Raw genomic sequence first — 19,204 nt, 5'->3', positions numbered from 1 at the left:
TGTTTTCTAAATGTATTAACATTTACCTTCTTATTTTAAGAATGTCAAAAAATCATAATAGACTTTATTATCTTTTATCTTAAAAAGTGACTTAAGTCATGAATTAGAAATGAAGGTTTATAAACCAATATCGATTAAATACTATAAATAGAAAGAGAGTAGGCGAATTCTTTGATCAATTTAATGTAATGATCGGTAATTAGGGCTGTTGTTTAGCTAAAGTCATGTTTAAAAGGTGTGTATTCAAACTTTTTGATTTTATGTCAATTTATTGTCTAGTCTAAAATCTTTATAATTTCTGATTTTAATTTGATTTTGCATTGGAAATGAAACGAATTGAAATTATGAATACAAGACCTGTTTTATCATTATTTTTTAGTCTAATATTTTTTAGTTGTGTCACCTCTCCAAATCAGATTTTACAACAGCCTTTAGGTGTAGGATTAAATACCGAAGAAATTAAAGTTGAGGTTCAATCTTCGCCGGTGAAGACCATGTTGTTGGAGGTAGAATGTTTAGGGAATTATGCCAACTTAACAATAAAGTCAGAGAATGTTACTTTGGTAGACAACCTTGATATACCCCAAAAAGGAATTCAAACTTTTGAAATTCTAGTGGACTTTAAAAGCCTAGGAACAAAAAAAATTCAATTATTTAATAAAGGTTCTAAAATCAATATTCATCAAATAGCACTTAATGAAGCTGATAATGCCAGTATTCCGATGTTTGAAGATGTTTCTGAAGAATCGGGTTTTACAACTGAAGTAACCTGGAAATATGGAGGACCTTCCATAGGAGATGTCAATAATAATGGATACTACGATTTTGTTTTAAATAATCATGATAAAGTACCCGCAAAATTATTTTGGAATAATGGAGATGGCACTGTCACACAACATTCAGAAGAATTGAGGAGGTGGGATATTCATGGATCGGCTTTGGGTGATTATGACAACGACGGAGATCTTGATATTTTAATATCTCAAGGAGGAGGAAATGGAACTAACCCTCAACCACCTCATTTATTAAGAAATGATGGTGATCATTTTACAGTTGTTACACAAGAAGTGGGAATCACTTTAGGCTCAAGAGGGAGGTCTGTAAGATGGATAGATATGGATAAAGATGGAGATTTGGACCTGTTATTTATTAATGCACAAGGTTTAAATACATCAGATGGTCAGAGACATATCATTTATAAAAATAATGGAAATGGTACTTTTACAAATGTAAGAAGTGAAGGTATTGAAAGTGCAGATGCGGAAAGAGTTCTTGTCACAGATATTAATAATGATGGGGTTGAAGATTTAATCTTGTTTGAACCATTATCAATTTGGATAGGAAAGGGTGATTTTACTTTTGAGGATAAAACGAGCGAGTGGCTACCCAAAGATGTTCAGCATTTGGATTATATAACAGGAGCTACAGATATAGATCTTGATAATGATGGTTTCTTAGATCTTTATTTAGCTAGAGGTAAAACGTATTATCAAACGGCAAATAAATCGTATGATTTTGATCCCGTAGCCAATAGGTTAGATATTAGAGATGAAGGAAATAAAGCGATTACTTCTTTAGAGTTTGAAGCTGAAAGTGATATCACTATTTCTGGTATTTTCTTATGGTATCGTCTTTATGATGATGGTTTTCCTATTCACTTAGGCAAACAAAAACAAACTATTCAATCACCTAAAGAAGAAGATCAATTAGTAGTATCTCAAAAGATGGCAGAAGGCTGGCCTGAAGATCGATCTGAAAATGGCTGGTATTTAGGATATGTAGGAGATGGGAAATGGAAAATGGAATGGGTGAGGAATGATAATATTTATTGGGATGTAAGAATTTCCATTGATGGAGTTGCCAACGTTAATTCAAAATGGGATCCACAAAATAGAAATGTACAAGATATTTTATTAAAAAATGTAGGAGGTCAATTTATTGATGTTTCTGAAGCTTATAATATTCCAAAAGGTGGCAGTCACCAAGGAGTAACAGTAGGCGATTTTAATAATAATGGCTTTCAAGATTTGTATGTTTATCGTTTTGGATTTTTAAAAGGAAGAGTAACCGATTGGCTTCTACTTAATAATGGTCACGGAAAGTTTGATATTACTACGTCTCATAATGCGGTAGATCTTAACGATAAAGGACATGGAGACATGGGGCAGGCATTTGATTATAACTTAGATGGTAAAGTAGATTTATTAAGTGGTAGTGATAATTATGGGAAATGGTATCTCTATAAAAATAACACTAACACAGAAAACAACTACTTACAAGTTAGAGTAGGATATAGTGCAAAGAACAATATAGATCCTATGTCTGCAGTGGTGGAGTTATTTACAGCTCAACATAAATATAAAAGACGAGTTGCTTCAGCCGGAGAAATCCATTCACAAAGTATTTTAAATACCGTTCATTTTGGATTAGGTAAAGAAGTTCCTACTAAAGCGATCATCACTTGGAGAAATGGAGAGCAAGAAACTTTAGAACTTCAAGAGGCGAATAAAGTAGTAGTAGCAGGAAAAGAGAACATAAATTAATCATAAAAGTGTTGGTGATTTGAATGAATTAATCAGTGAAACATCAACAAGTAAGTGCTTAAATATAATTGATTACGTTTCTGATAAATGAAGGAGGCCTAAGGGTCTCCTTTTTTATATTAATTACTTTATCCTTAAGAGACTTCAATTAATAAAAGCTTGTTCACTAAAAAAACGGTCCTAAAAGCTAATTCTTCATTCCAAATGCGTAATTTTGCACGCTAATTATATTATAGTGGATACGTTAACTATAGCGTATTCATTTGGAGGGGATTACAACTCATGGATAAGAGATTTCAGATACACCGTTTAGATAACGGAATAAGAATAATTCATAGACAAGTCAAAAGCACTAAACTAGCACATTGTGGAGTGATTTTAAATGTCGGAAGTAGAGATGAAACTTTGGAACAACAAGGTATTGCTCATTTCTGGGAACATATGGCGTTTAAAGGCACTAACAAGAGAAAGGCTTATCATATTCTTAACAGTATTGATGCTGTTGGTGGAGAGTTAAATGCTTATACTTCTAAAGAGAAGATCAACTTTTATGCGTCGACTTTAGTAGAGCATTTTGAAAAATCGGTGGATATTCTATCTGATCTAACCTTTAATTCAAGCTTTCCGGTCAAAGAGATCAATAAGGAAAGGTCTGTGATATTGGAAGAAATGTCTTTGTATAGAGATGATCCTGCCGATGCTATTGGTGATGAATTTGATGAAATGATTTTTCCTAATCATCCTTTAGGTAGAAATATATTAGGAACAATAGATAGTGTCAATAGCTTTGAGCAACAAGACTTTTTCGAATTCATTCATCAAAATGTGAATACTCATGAAGTAGTATTTGCTTCGGTTTCTAACCTTGAGTTTGAAAAGGTGGTAGCTTTAGGAGAGAAATATTTTTCTCATATTCCAGAAGTGAAAAATGAGAAAAGTAGAATTCCATTTACAGGTTACCAACCCATTGTTGTTGAAAGAAAAAAGCCTATTACGCAATGTCATGTGATGATGGGAGCTGAAGCTTACGAACTGCATCACGAAAAACGCATGCCTTTCTTTTTATTGACCAATCTTCTTGGAGGACCAGCTATGAATTCTCGATTGAATTTAGGAATTCGTGAGAAGTACGGCTATGTGTATGATATTACGGCAGGTTCTTCTGCTTATTTAGACAGTGGGCAGTTTAGTATATACTTTGCTACTGAAGAAAAGAGTCTCAATAAATGCTTGAAACTTGTTGATAGAGAGTTAAGTAAGTTAAGAGAGAAGAAGTTGGGAGTGCAGCAGTTAAGAGCAGCTAAACAGCAAATCATGGGACAAATTGCCATGTCTGGAGAGTCGAACCTATCTATTATGTTGGGTATGGGGAAAGCACTTTTGGACAAAGAAAAATTTGAAACAATAGAAGAAGTTTTTCAGCAAATTAAGGACATAACATCAGAAGATTTACTTGATGTTGCCAACGAAATATTTGCAAAAGACCGTTTATCTACGTTGATTTACCGTTCAGAAATAAAACAATAAACCTCAATTAACGATTTTTTTATATTGAGGGTAACTAAGTGAATTATAACAGTGAAGAACATACGCGTTTTTTTATTTATTGGTGGTTCAGTATTCGCCATCAGTATGATTGTTTATTTTTACCAAATTTTTTACACTGCAAACATTTTACCGGGACAAAACAGAGAACCTGCTGTGATTAGAATCCCTCATGATGCAACGATAAAGAATGTAACTGATACTTTACAGAAATATGATCTTATTTCTGAGTTGGTACCTTTCCGTTTTGTTAGTAAAGCGATGAAGTACAACGAAAATATTAAACCGGGTCTGTATGTTTTACAGCCTAATATGACAAATATTGAAGCGGTAAGATATTTAAGATCAGGCGCACAATCACCGACAAAAATCACATTCAATAATGCACGTACTTTAAAAGATGTTGCAGATAGAATTACTCCAAGGTTAGAAGTTACTCCTGATGAAGTATTGGATGCTATTTACGATAAAGAATTACTTCTTTCTTTAGGACTTGATAGCATGACTGTAAAAGCCATCTTTATTCCGAATACCTATGAGGTGTATTGGACATTGTCTGCCAAGAATTTGGTAAGAAGAATGAAAAAGGAATATGATAACTTTTGGAACGATATAAGAAAACAGAAAGCTGAGAAATTAGGTCTCACACCTTATCAAGTAACTGTTTTAGCTTCTATTGTTGAATCGGAAACAATTAAGGTAGATGAGATGCCTAAAGTAGCTGGTTTGTATGTGAACCGTCTAAATAAAGGTTGGGCACTACAATCAGACCCTACAGTAGTTTTTGGTTGTGTAGAAGAAGGTGTTGTAGCAGAGTTTACTGATGTAAAAAGGGTATTGAATAAACATCTTGAGGTAGATTCTCCTTATAATACTTATAAGTATTCTGGTTTACCTCCTGGACCAATTAGAATTCCATCTACACAGGCTATTAATGCGGTATTAAATGCAGAAAAGCATAGATATATGTATATGGTTGCTTCTGATGATTTTTCAGGATACCATCATTTTTCAAAGACATTAAGAGAGCATAATATTTATGCCGCTAAATATCAAAGAGCTTTAAATAAAGCTCGTGTTTATAAGTAAATACAGTTAATATCTAAATAGAAGAAAGGGAACATTTAATGTTCCCTTTTTTTCTGAAAATATTTTATCTCGAAAATTGTATTATCCCCATTTTTTAGAAATGACCTGAAGGTATTATAGAGCTTAATTCATTGTTTAAATGAATGTTTTTGTCATTACCTAAATATGACATTTAGACAAGTGAAAAATTTACTCAAACTTCACGCAGCAAACAGATCTTATACCATTCACTTTTTCAATCTTCTCCATTTTACCTGTTTTTTCACAAAGAGAAAATGTAATTAAAGAAGCAGAGTCTTGATTACCCACAACCAATATTTTTCCATCGGATGAGATTTCGAAATCTCTGGGTGTAATTCCAAGTGTAGGCACATCGTCGATTAATTGTAGATTTTCTGTTGCTTCATCAAATTTTAAGATGGCAATACTATTGGTACTTCTCACACCACAATACACAAATTGTCCACATTTTGATATTTTTATTGCAGAAGCAGAAGCCTCATTATTATGATTTTGTGTCATAACAGAGACATTTTTAATCCATTGCCAAGCATCATTTTCCCATTTTAAAAGACTGATTTCTCCTGTCATTTCATTGGAAACAAAACTGAAATTGGCATTCGGATGTTGTACTAAGTGCCTCGGTCCACCACCTGAAGGAACACTTATTTCATTCATTTGTTCGAACTGATTATTGTGATATTTCAAACAATAAATCTTATCATTTCCTAAATCGATCAGTTGTAAAAGGTCATGAGCTTCATCATAGTAAGCCAAATGAGCATGAGGACCTTCTTGTCGATCTTTATTGATACTACCTCCTTGATATTTTATGTTTTGAGAATAAGGGAGAGGAAGACCATTTTCATCCAAATTGTATTTTAAAAAGTTACCTGTTTGATAACAACTCACTATTAAACAATCGTACTTTTTGATATGTAATATATGACATGGTAACCCTCCATTTATATCTAAAGATCTTATCAATTCTAAATGCCCCAAATTTGTTTGATAACAGTTCAGTTTGGGTTTTAATGATTGTAGTCTTTCTTGAAAAGTGTATATTATTTGATGTCTTAGGTTTAGAGAAAAATACCCTGGATTAATCGCTTCAAAACTTTGTAATAATGTAATTTTAGAAGTTTCATTATTGATACTGAAGTATTGAATACCTATACCGTCACCTGACAATCCAGGTCCGACATGTTCTGTATAAGAAGAAGTATAAAAATTCATTTCATTAAGTTTATTTTGTTGATTTTAGCTAATATTTTTTTGATTTGAAATAGATTGATAATCTTTCAAAAATACTAATGGATTTACACCCTAAAATAGGCCTAATTTCTTATTTTTGTTAAAACTAATTGAAACATATGACTACTTATAACTCTCCAGCCTTAGACAAAGGATTAGATATATTAGAATTTTTATCAGCACAGTCGGTGCCTCAATCTCAAGCAGAAATTGGGACAGGAATTCAACGTAAACCCAATGAGATTTACCGTATGTTGGTGTGTCTAGAGGAGAGGGGTTATATTAATAAAGAACCTATTTCAGGAAAATATCAGTTGACTCTACGATTATTTCAATTATCTCATCATCACTCTTCAATTGATTATTTGGTAAAAGCATCAATGCCATATTTGGAACAGCTTTCTCAGACAATAAATCAATCATGTCACCTCAGTTTTTTCTATCAGAATAAGTTATTGATTATTTGTCAGGCAAAGAGTATGACTCCCATATCTTTGTCTGTAGAGGTAGGCGGAGTTTTTCCAATTACGCAAACCAATTCTGGTAAAATTATTTTAGCCAATAAATCAGTTTCAGAAAGAAAGCAAATTTTAAAAGCCTCAGATGATTATCAAGAGTTATCAAAAACAGAGAAAGCTGAACTTGATAAGGAGTTTTTAGAACTGAAAAAACTAAAATGTTTTGTTCAAAAAAGTACCTTAACAGAAGGGGTTACTGACTTTGCCGCTCCAGTGTATGATATCAATAACGAAGTGATGGCTGTATTAGTAGTTTCTGGTTTAACATCACAATTAAAAAATGTATCTCAGGAAGATATTATTAAAGAAATATTACATACCGTTGATGCAATTAATGTTTCTATTGGAGGTGTATCAAGTGATAAAAATTAACCCCGAAATGATGTAAAGAACATCAGATCGAGGTATAGATAGTGTAACGTCGTAGGTTCTACAGTAGTCAAATAAGGTAAATCTTTAATGACGCTCAAATACTATCAATTTTAAGAAAAAGAACTTTTATAATTTTCTCTCTTATTAATTAGAGAATATAATTACCCTTTTTTCTTAGCTAGTAATATATGGTCACAAACCAAAACCAATTCTTCTTTCTGATTGAACACTTCAACATGTTCAATCACCTGACCTAATTCTGGTTTTTTTGATTCTGTCTTCTCTGAAATGGTTACTTTAACATGGATAGTGTCATTAATATGTACCGGTTTTATAAAACGTAAGCGGTCATATCCCTTAGAGAATGCTTCAGGATTAATTTCCGTAGCCGTCATTCCTATTGCGACACTAAACGTTAATGTACCATGTGCAATACGTTCCTTAAACGGTTGTGTTTTACACCATTCCGCATCCATATGATGTGGAAAGAAGTCTCCTGTCTGACCTGCATGTACAACAAAATCAGTTTCAGTAATTGTTCTACCAAGAGTTTCTCTATAATCTCCTAGTGTATAGTCTTCGAAAAATTGAGATTTTATATGCATAAATGTCTTTTTTTTAATCAAACTATCTACCCATCCATCCGCCATCAACAAGCATCACGGCACCTTGCATGTAAGCACTTGCTTCTGAACAAAGGAAAACAACTGGGCCGGCAAAGTCTTCTGGTTTACCCCAACGTCCTGAAGGAATACGTGCTAAGATTTGTTCCGATCTAACAGGGTCGTTACGTAAAGCTTCGGTGTTATCAGTATTGATGTAACCTGGTGCGATTGCATTTACATTTACACCTTTTGATGCCCATTCATTCGCAAAAGCCATAGTCATTTGACCTATTGCTCCTTTTGATGCAGCATATCCAGGGACAGTAATACCACCTTGGAACGTTAAAAGTGATGCAGTAAATACTACTTTACCAGAACCACGAGCAACCATTTCTTTACCAATTTCACGCGTTAAAATGAATTGAGCATTTTGATTTACTTCAATCACTTTATCCCACATTTCATCTGGGTGTTCTGCCGCAGGAGCTCTTAAAATAGTACCTGCATTGTTGATTAAAATATCAATAACTGGGTGGTTTGCTTTTACTTCTTTAATAAAAGCATAAAGAGATGCACGGTTAGAGAAATCACATGTGTAAGCAGAGAACTTACGTCCTAAAGCTGTCACTGCTTTTTCTACATTACTACCTGTTTTTTCTAGCGAGGCACTCACACCAATAACATCAGCTCCTGCTTCTGCTAATGCCACTGCCATACCCATACCAATCCCTCTTTTACAACCAGTAACTAAGGCTACTTTCCCTTCTAAACTAAATGTATTTAAAACGCTCATTTTTATATTTTTTCTATTGATGTAATATTATTGACAGTCCACTAAGAATTTCATTCCTGTTGGATTCTTATCGATGTCTTCAAAAATTTGTTGAATTTCATCCAGTGGTTTTGTACCAGTGATGATTTTATCGAAGTTGTAATTATTGTCAGTAATTAATTGAATCGATTCTTCGTAGTCTTCTTTTTCGTAGACACGAGCACCGATCAACTCTAATTCTTTCCAGAAGAATTTGAATAAGTCTACCGGTTTTTTCTCACCATGAATGGCCACCATTACAATACGTCCCCTTATACCAGCAACTTCAGTCATAACATCTAAAGATGCTTGAACACCTGCTACTTCAAAGACAACATCAGCTAACCCACCTTCTGTTTGTTGATCGACATAAGCCACAAGATCTGTATTGATAGGATTCACTACCTCAAAGCCCATTCCCTCAGCCATCTTGATTCTAGCATCATTTACTTCAGAAATAATGACTCTAGCACCTTTACTTTTTGCCACCATTGCTACAAGTAAACCGATAGGGCCGCCACCAAGAACAATGGCAACTTCTTCTTTTTTCAGTTTACTCATACGAACATCGTGACAAGCAACAGATAGTGGTTCTATAAGTGCTGCTAATTTAAGGTCTGTTTCCTCTTTTAGTTTATGCAGTGTAAAAGCAGGTACATTCCAATATTGTTGCATCGCACCAGGACTATCAATTCCAATAAATTTAAGAGCCTTTGCTATATGACTATGACCTTTATCTGATGCAGTTTCACCACGATTATCTAATGGACGAACAGTAATTTTCTCACCTACTGCAAACCCTTTAACATCTTCGCCAATGGCATCTACAGTACCAGACATTTCATGACCTATGGTTATGGGAATATTTACACGTTTATCCATCATACCATGATAAATATGTACATCTGTACCACAAACGCCACAATAGGCCACTTTAATTCTTACTTCTCCTTTAGCGGGAGCTTCTAATTCTTTTTCTATTACTGAAAAAGTTTGATTTCCTTCGTATAATGATGCTTTCATTGCTCTATTATTATTTCTATATATTTTATGTCACCAATGTTGAGCTTTTTTATGCCTTTGATTTTTTTGAGTAGGAATTAAGCCAAACAATTTGATGTATTATATTGATCCATATTCAGGTTTCACTCCACCCATATCACTCGACTTATAAGCTGCTTCAACTACATGCATAGTTTTTAGAATATCTTCTACAGAAGTATCTAAATGATCTGATTCACCATTAGCATAACAGATTAAAGAAGACATCGTACCGATAAAGGCATCAGGGAACCATGACCCTTCTAATTGCTTAGATTTCCATTCTGGTTTTTTACCTTCTTCAATGATACAATACTCAAAAGCATCAGGCACACTATCAGGATAGTTCATTAAAAGACCCATTTTTGCATAAATTGCCCCTTTAGTACCTTCCCATTTTACATAACTTTCTTGGTGATCAAATCCGAAAATATGATCATGGTTTGTACTTACTAATGCTCGAACATCTTCAGCATATTCCATAATTACATTGGTACGAGTAGATGACATGGCTTTGGCGGGATGTTTCAACGTTTTTGCCATTATCCCTGTAGGATCGCCTAAGAAAGATCGCACTAGATCGATATGATGAATACTATGTTGTTGGATTTCTAATCTTGGATGATGTACCACATTCGGGAAGATTTCCCAAGGAGTGTATACCGAGACTTTAACCTCCATATCATATATTTTACCTATGTGCCCTTTTGTGATTAGGTCACGCGCCGCCATGATGTAAGGAGCGAAACGCAGCTGACAGTTTACAGCTGCTTTAAGTTTCTTTCTTCTACATATTTCGATGATTTTTTTAGTTTGCTCAAAGTAATCACCTAAAGGTTTTTGAATCAATACGGCGGCGCCATCAGGTAACTTTTCTAATGTAGCTTCAAACTGATTAGGCATTAATGTTAGGTCAAAAACAGCATTTTCTGGAGCTTTAGCAATCGCATCATCAATGCTATCAAAAACTCTTGGAATATTATATTTCTCTGCTATTTTTTCAGCTCTTTCTTTGGTTCTATTAGTGATGCCATATACTTCAAATCCAGCTTTTCTATAAGCGGGCATATGTGCATCATTTACAATACCACCAGCACCTATAATAATGATAGGGCGAGAGGCTTTCGGTAAGGTATATTGATAATCTATTTCCATTTTCATACTGGTTAGTTATTGACTAATTGAAGTTGATTGACTTTAATTTGAGCCTTTGATAAAATGCTTTCAATCGTTTCATCGGTATTGATTACTTTAAGCACTAGCTCATCAATTATATCAGCTACCTGAGACCAATTGTTCATTCTTGGTAGTGATTCGGTATTTTGATGTAGTTCTTCAAGCTTATGATAATAAGGAATTTCTTCGTTTACTTTTGGACTTCTCCAAGTAGAAATTCGACATCCAATTCCACCTTCTAACGTAAGTAGTTCATCATTTTTTACAGATGTAGCGAATTGGATAAAGTCATATGCCAATTGTTGCTTTTTACTTCCAGCACCAATTACATACATCCAATAAGCATTTAAGGAAACACCTTCTCCTCCTTGGCCAGCAGGAATATAGGCTACATCTACTTTCCCTTTTACTTTTGAATCTGGGTTTACTTCACAGTTTGCGGCAAACCCAAACCAGTTAACACTCAAAGCAAGTTCACCGTTGGCAAAAGCAAGACCAGCTTCTACTGAATCAAATTCTCTAGATTTAGGATGTATAGCATCTTTATTTTGTAGAGCTTTTCTGTAGAATTTCATACCATCTACAGTTGCTTTGGAGTGTAAAACTACTTGATTGTTTTCTGTAATTAATTGTCCACCTCTAGTCCATAATTGGAGACAAAAATCAAAAACAGTATTATGTCCATCAGGGTAGGCGGCAAAGGTAGTTCCGTATAAATTTTCTGATGGGCGGTTAAAAAAAGTAGCCACTTCCATCAGTTCATCCCAAGTAGAAGGGACAGTAAGTTCTCTATTATATTTTTTCTTAAATACTTCTTTTTCTTTTGGATCTTCAAACAAGTCGGTTCTATACATCAAACACTCAGGGCCATTATGAAAAGGTAATCCTACCACAGATTTTTCAAAACGTTGTTTCCCTAAAAGAGATGGACTCCAAGCCGTTTCAATTACTGAAGGATCATTTCCTATAAAAGGCATAAGATCAATAATAGATTTAGTACTAAATGCTTCAGTGATCCAATCTGTATTCATTAATGCAATATCCCAATCACCATTTTTTAACCCATAATTTTTTAAGGTTGTATCGTAAAGAGGATGCAAGTCCAGTGGTACTGCTTCTAATTCAACATCGCATGATCTTTGAGAACAGAAGTCGCTCCAAATCTTTTGAAGAGCACTTTCAAAAGGACCAAACTTACGAACAGCAATTCTCAATTTTTCCTTCATGATCAAGAGTGTTTAGTTCATTCAATATTTTCTGAGTATGTTCTCCAATAGCAGGTGATCCCAGTGGAGAAGTAAGGTATTCTCCATCAATTTTAATAGGGCATCGAGTGGTTTTATATTCAAAACCATCACCCATTGTTACATTTTGGATCATATTTAGTGCTTTAAAACCTTCATGGTTAAAAAGGGTATCCCAGTTCAATACATCGGCACACCAAATATCGGCAGGTTCTAAAATAGATAACCAATGTTCTGTTGTTGCTGTTAGAAGATGGTTTGCTAGTATATTTTTGATCTCATCTCGTTGTGTAAACCAAGTATCCGATTCTGGATAATTCTTTAATGATGAGCAACTTAATAATTCTCCAAGTACAGGGATTGCCCCCATAGCTAAAGCCAAGTGTCCATTTTTAGTTTCATAAACCCCATAAGGAGCACCCAAATAGGCGTGAGCATTATTACTAGCAGTACGGACTGTTGGTTCACCACCATCGTGATAAAAAGTAGTGATCGTTTCGAATTGGAAATCAAGAATAGACTCCAACATACTTACAGATACTTTACTACCTTGTTTGGTTTTGAACCTTTTGATTAAGGAAGCGATAATGCCTTGTGCTAAGTGGGCACCGGCTAAAATATCAACAATTGCAATCCCCATAGGAACAGGACCTTTATCGGCGTTCCCACTTAACCAAGTTGCACCTGATAATGATTGTAATAAAAGATCTTGTCCGGGTTTAGCAGACCAAGGACCTTCTGATCCATAACCAGAAATATCTCCATAAATGATAGAAGGGTTCGTACGTTTTATCGTCTCATAGTCTAAACCTAGACGTTCGATTACTCCAGGTCTAAAGTTGTGTACTAAAACATCTGCTTTTGCGATAAGTTTTAATACTTTTTCTTTATCATCTAACGATTTTAAATCTGCTTGAAAACTTTCTTTATTTCTATTGATAGCTCTAAACACAGAAGACTCTCCATTCAGCATTACATTGGAAACATAAAGCTGACGGCAAATATCACCTGTTTCGGGGCGTTCAACTTTAATTACTCTCGCTCCTAAATCTGCTAATCTTAAGGTAGCTGATGGAGCAGACAAAAACTGGCTTAGATCAACTACTAATATATCTTTTAATGGAAGCATATTTTTGTCTTTATAAGTTAAACTCTTGTGTAATTGCATCTGTATCTTGTCCTACTCTTGGAGCAGGTTTAGAAGCAAAAATTCTCTCATCATTTAAACGAATTGGGCAACGAGTGGTATGAATGAACTCACCGGTATCAAGCGGAAGCTTCTGATCCATTTTTAATACCTTATATGCCTCGTGTTGCATCAGTTGCTCGTAGTCAAATACGGCAGAACACCAAATACCTTGGGGTTCGAAAAGAGCCAACCATTCTTGAGTAGTTTTTTGAGCAAGAAGTTCATGAAGTACCTTCATAATTTCATCACGCTTGGTAAAAGTTTCCTCTTCTGAGTAACCTCTTAATCGATCTGAATTTAATACTTCTATTAACTTTGTAAATCCACCCATTGCTAAAGAGATATGACCATCTTTTGTGGCATAAACTCCATATGGAGCACTCAAGTAGGCATGTCCAGAACCTTTTTCAGCACGCTGTGGAAGTTTATTTCCATCGTTGAGGTAAGTAGTAATTACTTCAAACTGAAAGTCAAGCATAGATTCTAATAAACTGACTTCTACTAATGCACCTTTTTGTGTTTTAGCACTTCTCAATAAAGCAGCTAAAATACCTTGTGTCATATGTGATCCTGTGATGATATCAGCGACCGCCAACCCGAAAGGAGTAGGGCCGTCGTTTTTATCGCCTGTAAGGTGTGCCAAGCCCGACATACACTGTACTAAAAGGTCCTGTCCGGGTTTCGCAGACCAAGGACCTTCAGCACCATAACCAGTAACAGTCGCGTATACAATTTGTGGGTTGATCGCCTTGACAGTAGGATAGTCCAACCCAATTTTTTCCATCACACCCGGACGGAAGTTGTGGGTCATCACATCTGCTTTAGCAATTAATTCTTTTACTTTTTGTAAATCTTCAGCATCCTTTAAATTAGCGGCATAAGATTCTTTATTTCTATTGAGCGTATGGAAAACTAAGCTGCTTCCATCTACTCTTAAATTTTTTATGGCAATTTGACGCCCTGCCTCTCCATGATTAGGACGCTCAATTTTTATAACACGAGCTCCTAAATCAGCCAAGCGTAAACCTGCTGAAGGTCCAGCTAAAAACTGACAAAATTCTAACACCAAAAGGCCTTCTAAAGGTTTTGAACTAGTCATTTTGAGAAAGAGATTTAATGTATAACTCGTTTAATTGCTTAAGAAGTGATTTAGGATCTCCACCGTTCATCATGTATTCTCTGATTGGAGCACCGGCTCTATCTTGGAAATACATATGTCCATTGTATCTTGGTCTTAAAAATGCTCTGTCCAAGGCAGGTAATGTATCACTAAAAAAGTCTAAGCACTTGCTATTTACTTTCTGATCAGTCCAAGCTTTTCTATGGCCGGGTTGCCCTCCATTATCGAAAAATATTCCTTTCTGTACATCTAAAGAACCTGCAAACTCTAAAAATTGAGAAGCCATTTCTTTTTCTTTACATTTTGATGATAAAGCCAATCCGGTTCCTCCTAGTGTACTTATTAATTTTTGATCACCAATAGCCACCAAATCATGATATTTTAAAGGTACACGAGCATAGCCATCACGAGAGTAATTAGTATACCCATATCCGAAAGGAGCATAGACATAATTATCTGTTTTTGTCATTGCTTCACAGACTTTGATAGGGTTCCAATCGTAACTTTCTTTATTGATATTTTCACCTAGATCACGTAGCATTTGAAGAGCAGTTAATCCCACTTTTTCTGATACTACATATTCTTGAGATTCACATACATTTTCTCCTAGTGTAGAACATACCATGTAAAAACTCATCAAAGTATCTTGAGGGATACCAGGGATAGCCACTTTACCTGTTTTAGATAATTCAACCAAATCATCCCAAGTTTGAGGTAGTTTAAACCCTTCTTTTTCTAGTAAATCAGGACGACTTGAAGCAACGGGAGTTGCTGCATCGATAGCCAACGCCCATTGATGATTATTGTAACTATAACTTTCATGAGATTTACCCACGGAGTTTTCTTCCAAATCTTTCATTAATGATTCAGAAAGTAAAGTATCTAAAGGCATTATTACTTGAGTACGAGCAGCAAATCCAGCCCAAGGATGATCTATGATTAAAAAGTCATATCGTTCAGCTAATTGATCTATAGGTTCATCTGCAAATGCTTGTAATGATCTCTTTTCCCATGAAATCTGAACATCAGGATATAATTCTTCAAAACGTTGTGAAACTGCTACAATAGAAGTGAATCCTCTACTGTGGTTCCATGTAATACCTTTTAATTTTTTCATTTCAATGTATATCTTATTGTTGTGTTATATCAGATTAATGACCTACTGCAAATGTTTCCATACTACTTCCGTATGTCATAATTAAGAAGGATGCGATCAATACCGCCAATGCAAAAAGAAGAGTGTTGTAAGTACGTTTAGATACTTGAGACCATTCTTGCATGAGAATGCCTAAGATGTAACTAAAGAAAATGAGCATAGACATGTGGATTACCCAACTTGCAAATTTGAAATCACCCATTCTAACATGAGCAATATTGTAGAAGAAGAATTGTCCATACCATAAGGCTCCACTTACGATTGACATAAAGAAGTTTTTACCTATTGTTTTTGATCCTAATCCTTTAACATCAACTATTTCTTTCAGTGTTTTTTGTTTGATACCTACTACTACAAACCATACAAGGTTAGTAGCAAAAGCACCCATTGTAGATAGCATAAGGTTGGCATTACCTTCAAAATAACCTGCACCGTGTTGTCCTGCAATTTCTGCGATTGGTGCACCTACTTCTAAAGAGATACCAAATACTGCAGATAATACACCTGCGATAAGCGTTAGTATAAAACCTTTCTTCATATTAAATGAAGGTTGGTCTGTAGTTTCTAAGTTTAAAGCTTTAAGGTCTTTTTCTTTTCTATATCCTGAAACACCACAAAGGCTAATGCCAATAAGAGAAACAAACATTCCAAAGTAAATGATGTTACCTCCGGGTTCATGAAATTTTGAGATAAGTTCCCCGTGCATTATTAGCGGAACAATGGTTCCTAAAATGGCAGAAATACCTATAGAGATAGTATAGGTAAGTGAATAACCAATTTCTTTAATGGCATATCCAAAACACATGCCGCCAAATCCATAAATAGTACCCAATAAAAAAGCATTGAAAACGACTTCAGACGGTGATTCTAAGAATACCTCCCATAAATCTGGTACAGTAATGTAGCCTATTATTAAAGGGAAGATAAACCAAGCAAATGTAGCCTGAACTAACCAATAGGAGTTCCAATTCCATTGTTTCACTTTCTGAAAAGGAACGTAACAGGTTGAAGCTGATACGCCACCTACTGCATGTAATAATGTGCCTATTATTGGATTTTGCTGCATTGTGTATTTCAAATATGAATGAATGTTTTAAATATGAATGCAATAACCCATTTTATATTTAAAGCACAAAGACAAATGTATTTGTTACACATTTACCCCCTTTAAATGCATAAATACTTCAACTTTTACCCCTCCCATTTGAATACTTGTATAATAGTTAAGGAAGAATATTTACTTCAATTAATTCTATATATTTTAGGAAGGTTTCTATATTTGTTATCACTTTAATAATACTTTAGTGGAATTCAAGGAATGAAAGATGAAAGAGATAAAGAACAGGAAGAGTTAGCAAATCATGTTAAAATATTTCCTGATGGAGAATTTAAGCTAAAGTTTAAAGATGAAGATGCTGTCTGTAGTATGGATGTGGCTTACACTGAGGATTGTGCTTTTGTATCCTGTGATATTATGCGAGGAAAAACAGGAGAATGGATTAATACGTTTGTGACTATTCATGAATTACCAACTACGCCTTATCAGTCAGGTTATTTTGCTTATTACGAAGGTCCTTTATTATTGGAATGCCTTCAGGTTTTAAATAAAAGATTAAAACTAACTCCTGCTTTGGTAATATTAGATGGACATGGATTGGCTCATCCAAGAAAATTTGGAATTGCTTGTTGGCTAGGGTTGAAAATTAATATCCCAACTATTGGTGTGGCAAAGAAACCCATGATACCACACCAAATGGAACTGGGTAATGGAAAAGGTAGTATTGCTCCTTTACTCCTAAATGATGAAGTAGTGGGTGTAGCTTTCAGATCAAATAAAGGAGTGAAACCTATTTATATATCGCCAGGCCATTTAATAAGTCTAGATGCAAGTATACACTGGATAAAAAAGTTTCATGGCGAATACCGCATTTTTGAACCAATCCGAAGGGCAGATCAAGCAGTGAGGTTAGCAGCAAAAGGAGAGGTAGGAGAGTATGATTTAATAGATTAATATTCAATACTAACCTCAAAAAGAACGACAGGTACAAAACCTTATAATTGGTATTTGTCTAAAATTATTACAAGTAAATGGGTAAAGATCTCCGATAAATAAAGTGAATTATAAGCATTAACTATTATTGGTTTAAAAGATATTATAGAAAGGGTAATATTTGCAGGGTAAATCTATTCAATCAAACTAAATATCTGCTCTTCTGTCTAATGGAAATCAGATAGCAAACCTAATTGTAAATGAAAATCTTAAGCCAATTTTTTTTGGTACTTTTAGTAGTATCTATTCAAAACATATATGCCCAAAACTTGTGGGTAGAAGCCAAAATTATTACGAATGAAATGGATACTTTATCAGGGAAAATTCTTGATAAAGGATGGCCTAAAACACCTCAATCAATAGAGTTTATTTCTAATAAAGGAACTGAAACTGTGTTAACCCCTCAAAACACTAACGAAATTATTAGTAGTGAACTAACATTATGGTCACAAGCTATTGATCATGAAATTAGTGTTACAAGCAGTTTAGAGTATATGTCAGATGAATCTGAAGTGGATGTCAAAAATGAACAACTTTTTGTTCAAAAACTTATTGGTGGAAGTAGGCCTTTATATCAATATAAAACTACCTCAAAATCTAATTTTTATATTTTAGAAAAGGGACAACCTGTTCTTCTAAAGTACAAGGTGTATAAAAAGGATATCAGTAAAACTAGTTCTGTTAGTTATGTAAAAGCATACAATAAGGTGTATTTAGGACAATTGGCTTATTATTTTAGAGGACACGATAAAGTAGTTGCTGAGGTAAAAAATACAAAGTACCATATTACATCATTACAAAAATTATTTAAAATTTATCAAAAGGAAGTAGGGGAGACAGAAGTAATTGATATTGTAAAGATGAAATTGAAATTTGGTGTGACTTTAGGGAAAACATCTTCTTCTATTAATTTTGATGGTAGTGCTCAACCAGTAGTCAAAGTAGATAATTATAGTACATCTTCTTCTTTTTATCCAGCCATTTCTTTAGATGTAATCTTACCTGTGAAAAATCAAAAATGGTCTATTTATAATGAATTTGGTTTGATTGATTCAGAGTATTCTGGTCAATACACTTCTTCTCATTATACTCATGATATTATGTTGAAGTTTAATTACTTTCAAATGATAAATATGGCCAGATATACATTTCACTTATCTAAGTATTCTAAGCTTTTTATCAATTTTGGTTTAACTAATTCTTTCTTGACAAGTTCTAAAACAGAACGTTGGGTAAGTTATAATTTAGAAAATAGACCTGCAGAATTAGAAGATGCTTTTATTGATGCAGATCCAAAATCTCATTCTCTTGGGTTAATTGGAGGATTAGGCATCAGGTTTTATAGATTAGGATTTGAGTATAGATATGAAAGTAATGGAGGGCCTTCTCCTTGGCCAGCTGTGAAATCCACTATAAATAGAAATTATTTTGTGGTCAACTTTCAAATAAACTAATTGATGAAAACCAAAAAGAGGAAAAATGAACAGTTTA

The 19,204-nt window shown here is 34.3% G+C and carries 16 protein-coding genes; 6 read left to right on the top strand and 10 right to left on the bottom strand.

Going from position 1 to position 19,204, the window contains the following annotated elements; translation table 11 throughout:
* Positions 1 to 326: 326 nt before the first annotated feature.
* The 3 genes from NH26_RS09180 (at position 327) to mltG (ending at position 5,177) form a co-directional block, all read left to right on the top strand.
* On the top strand, positions 327 to 2,543 hold the full coding sequence (locus NH26_RS09180) for a CRTAC1 family protein (RefSeq protein ID WP_044221516.1): 2,217 nt from the start codon (positions 327 to 329) through the stop codon (positions 2,541 to 2,543).
* Positions 2,544 to 2,825: 282 nt separating this feature from the next.
* Positions 2,826 to 4,070 (top strand): M16 family metallopeptidase, encoded by a 1,245-nt coding sequence (locus NH26_RS09175; protein ID WP_044221519.1) that lies wholly within the window; start codon positions 2,826 to 2,828, stop codon positions 4,068 to 4,070.
* Between the two features lie 51 nt (positions 4,071 to 4,121).
* Complete coding sequence (mltG, locus tag NH26_RS09170; protein WP_242427314.1) at positions 4,122 to 5,177, top strand: endolytic transglycosylase MltG; 1,056 nt, start codon at positions 4,122 to 4,124, stop codon at positions 5,175 to 5,177.
* Positions 5,178 to 5,366: 189 nt separating this feature from the next.
* On the opposite strand, the gene NH26_RS09165 is transcribed toward mltG, so the two are convergent.
* Positions 5,367 to 6,413 carry a lactonase family protein gene (locus NH26_RS09165; protein ID WP_044221524.1) on the bottom strand — a complete coding sequence of 349 codons (1,047 nt, stop codon included), beginning with the start codon at positions 6,411 to 6,413 and terminating at the stop codon, positions 5,367 to 5,369.
* A gap of 137 nt (positions 6,414 to 6,550) precedes the next feature.
* On the opposite strand from NH26_RS09165, the gene NH26_RS09160 reads away from it, so the two are divergent.
* The gene (locus NH26_RS09160) at positions 6,551 to 7,321 is read left to right on the top strand and encodes an IclR family transcriptional regulator (protein ID WP_044221527.1); all 771 of its coding nucleotides are present in this window, start codon (positions 6,551 to 6,553) and stop codon (positions 7,319 to 7,321) included.
* A gap of 161 nt (positions 7,322 to 7,482) precedes the next feature.
* Here NH26_RS09160 and NH26_RS09155 read toward each other — a convergent pair whose 3' ends face one another.
* The 9 genes from NH26_RS09155 to NH26_RS09115 form a co-directional block, all read right to left on the bottom strand.
* Positions 7,483 to 7,926: a MaoC family dehydratase gene (locus tag NH26_RS09155; protein WP_044221812.1), complete on the bottom strand. Its 444-nt coding sequence runs from the start codon at positions 7,924 to 7,926 to the stop codon at positions 7,483 to 7,485.
* Positions 7,927 to 7,948: 22 nt separating this feature from the next.
* Complete coding sequence (locus tag NH26_RS09150) at positions 7,949 to 8,719, bottom strand: SDR family oxidoreductase (RefSeq protein ID WP_044221530.1); 771 nt, start codon at positions 8,717 to 8,719, stop codon at positions 7,949 to 7,951.
* Positions 8,720 to 8,746: 27 nt separating this feature from the next.
* Positions 8,747 to 9,760, bottom strand: a complete 1,014-nt coding sequence (locus tag NH26_RS09145; RefSeq protein WP_044221532.1) for a (R,R)-butanediol dehydrogenase — start codon at positions 9,758 to 9,760, stop codon at positions 8,747 to 8,749.
* Between the two features lie 99 nt (positions 9,761 to 9,859).
* Positions 9,860 to 10,933 carry a Gfo/Idh/MocA family protein gene (locus NH26_RS09140; RefSeq protein WP_044221814.1) on the bottom strand — a complete coding sequence of 358 codons (1,074 nt, stop codon included), beginning with the start codon at positions 10,931 to 10,933 and terminating at the stop codon, positions 9,860 to 9,862.
* Between the two features lie 11 nt (positions 10,934 to 10,944).
* A complete protein-coding gene (locus tag NH26_RS09135) occupies positions 10,945 to 12,180 on the bottom strand; it encodes an extracellular solute-binding protein (RefSeq protein ID WP_044221535.1) in 1,236 nt (411 codons plus the stop codon).
* Entirely contained in the window at positions 12,149 to 13,327 is a 1,179-nt protein-coding gene (locus NH26_RS09130) for a CaiB/BaiF CoA transferase family protein (RefSeq protein WP_044221817.1), read from the bottom strand. The genes NH26_RS09135 and NH26_RS09130 overlap by 32 nt, the downstream gene beginning before the upstream one ends.
* 10 nt (positions 13,328 to 13,337) lie before the next feature.
* The gene (locus tag NH26_RS09125; protein ID WP_044221538.1) at positions 13,338 to 14,486 is read right to left on the bottom strand and encodes a CaiB/BaiF CoA transferase family protein; all 1,149 of its coding nucleotides are present in this window, start codon (positions 14,484 to 14,486) and stop codon (positions 13,338 to 13,340) included.
* Complete coding sequence (locus NH26_RS09120; RefSeq protein WP_044221542.1) at positions 14,479 to 15,624, bottom strand: extracellular solute-binding protein; 1,146 nt, start codon at positions 15,622 to 15,624, stop codon at positions 14,479 to 14,481. Before NH26_RS09120 ends, NH26_RS09125 begins: the two co-directional genes overlap by 8 nt.
* A gap of 34 nt (positions 15,625 to 15,658) precedes the next feature.
* A complete protein-coding gene (locus NH26_RS09115) occupies positions 15,659 to 16,729 on the bottom strand; it encodes an L-rhamnose/proton symporter RhaT (RefSeq protein WP_044221544.1) in 1,071 nt (356 codons plus the stop codon).
* A gap of 252 nt (positions 16,730 to 16,981) precedes the next feature.
* Between NH26_RS09115 and NH26_RS09110 the strand changes: the two genes are divergently transcribed.
* Both NH26_RS09110 and NH26_RS09105 read left to right on the top strand, forming a co-directional pair.
* The gene (locus NH26_RS09110; protein ID WP_052431925.1) at positions 16,982 to 17,674 is read left to right on the top strand and encodes an endonuclease V; all 693 of its coding nucleotides are present in this window, start codon (positions 16,982 to 16,984) and stop codon (positions 17,672 to 17,674) included.
* 239 nt (positions 17,675 to 17,913) lie between these two features.
* On the top strand, positions 17,914 to 19,167 hold the full coding sequence (locus NH26_RS09105; RefSeq protein ID WP_044221546.1) for an outer membrane beta-barrel protein: 1,254 nt from the start codon (positions 17,914 to 17,916) through the stop codon (positions 19,165 to 19,167).
* The last annotated feature ends 37 nt before the right edge of the window (positions 19,168 to 19,204 follow it).

The sequence above is a fragment of the Flammeovirga pacifica genome (assembly GCF_000807855.2).
Classification (GTDB): Bacteria; Bacteroidota; Bacteroidia; order Cytophagales; family Flammeovirgaceae; genus Flammeovirga; species Flammeovirga pacifica.
Note: the sequence above shows the minus strand (reverse complement) of the source record. Positions and strands in the feature narration are given on the sequence as shown.

Bases quoted from the DNA above. Each gene is read 5' to 3' on its own strand.
- NH26_RS09105 (WP_044221546.1), top strand. From the start codon at position 17,914: ATGAAAATCTTAAGCCAATTTTTTTTGGTACTTTTAGTAGTATCTATT.
- NH26_RS09160 (WP_044221527.1), top strand. From the start codon at position 6,551: ATGACTACTTATAACTCTCCAGCCTTAGACAAAGGATTAGATATATTA.
- NH26_RS09150 (WP_044221530.1), bottom strand. From the start codon at position 8,719: ATGAGCGTTTTAAATACATTTAGTTTAGAAGGGAAAGTAGCCTTAGTT.
- NH26_RS09125 (WP_044221538.1), bottom strand. From the start codon at position 14,486: ATGACTAGTTCAAAACCTTTAGAAGGCCTTTTGGTGTTAGAATTTTGT.
- NH26_RS09155 (WP_044221812.1), bottom strand. From the start codon at position 7,926: ATGCATATAAAATCTCAATTTTTCGAAGACTATACACTAGGAGATTAT.
- NH26_RS09110 (WP_052431925.1), top strand. From the start codon at position 16,982: ATGAAAGATGAAAGAGATAAAGAACAGGAAGAGTTAGCAAATCATGTT.
- NH26_RS09165 (WP_044221524.1), bottom strand. From the start codon at position 6,413: ATGAATTTTTATACTTCTTCTTATACAGAACATGTCGGACCTGGATTG.
- NH26_RS09140 (WP_044221814.1), bottom strand. From the start codon at position 10,933: ATGGAAATAGATTATCAATATACCTTACCGAAAGCCTCTCGCCCTATC.
- NH26_RS09130 (WP_044221817.1), bottom strand. From the start codon at position 13,327: ATGCTTCCATTAAAAGATATATTAGTAGTTGATCTAAGCCAGTTTTTG.
- NH26_RS09175 (WP_044221519.1), top strand. From the start codon at position 2,826: ATGGATAAGAGATTTCAGATACACCGTTTAGATAACGGAATAAGAATA.
- NH26_RS09180 (WP_044221516.1), top strand. From the start codon at position 327: ATGAAACGAATTGAAATTATGAATACAAGACCTGTTTTATCATTATTT.
- NH26_RS09135 (WP_044221535.1), bottom strand. From the start codon at position 12,180: ATGAAGGAAAAATTGAGAATTGCTGTTCGTAAGTTTGGTCCTTTTGAA.
- NH26_RS09115 (WP_044221544.1), bottom strand. From the start codon at position 16,729: ATGCAGCAAAATCCAATAATAGGCACATTATTACATGCAGTAGGTGGC.
- NH26_RS09145 (WP_044221532.1), bottom strand. From the start codon at position 9,760: ATGAAAGCATCATTATACGAAGGAAATCAAACTTTTTCAGTAATAGAA.
- NH26_RS09120 (WP_044221542.1), bottom strand. From the start codon at position 15,624: ATGAAAAAATTAAAAGGTATTACATGGAACCACAGTAGAGGATTCACT.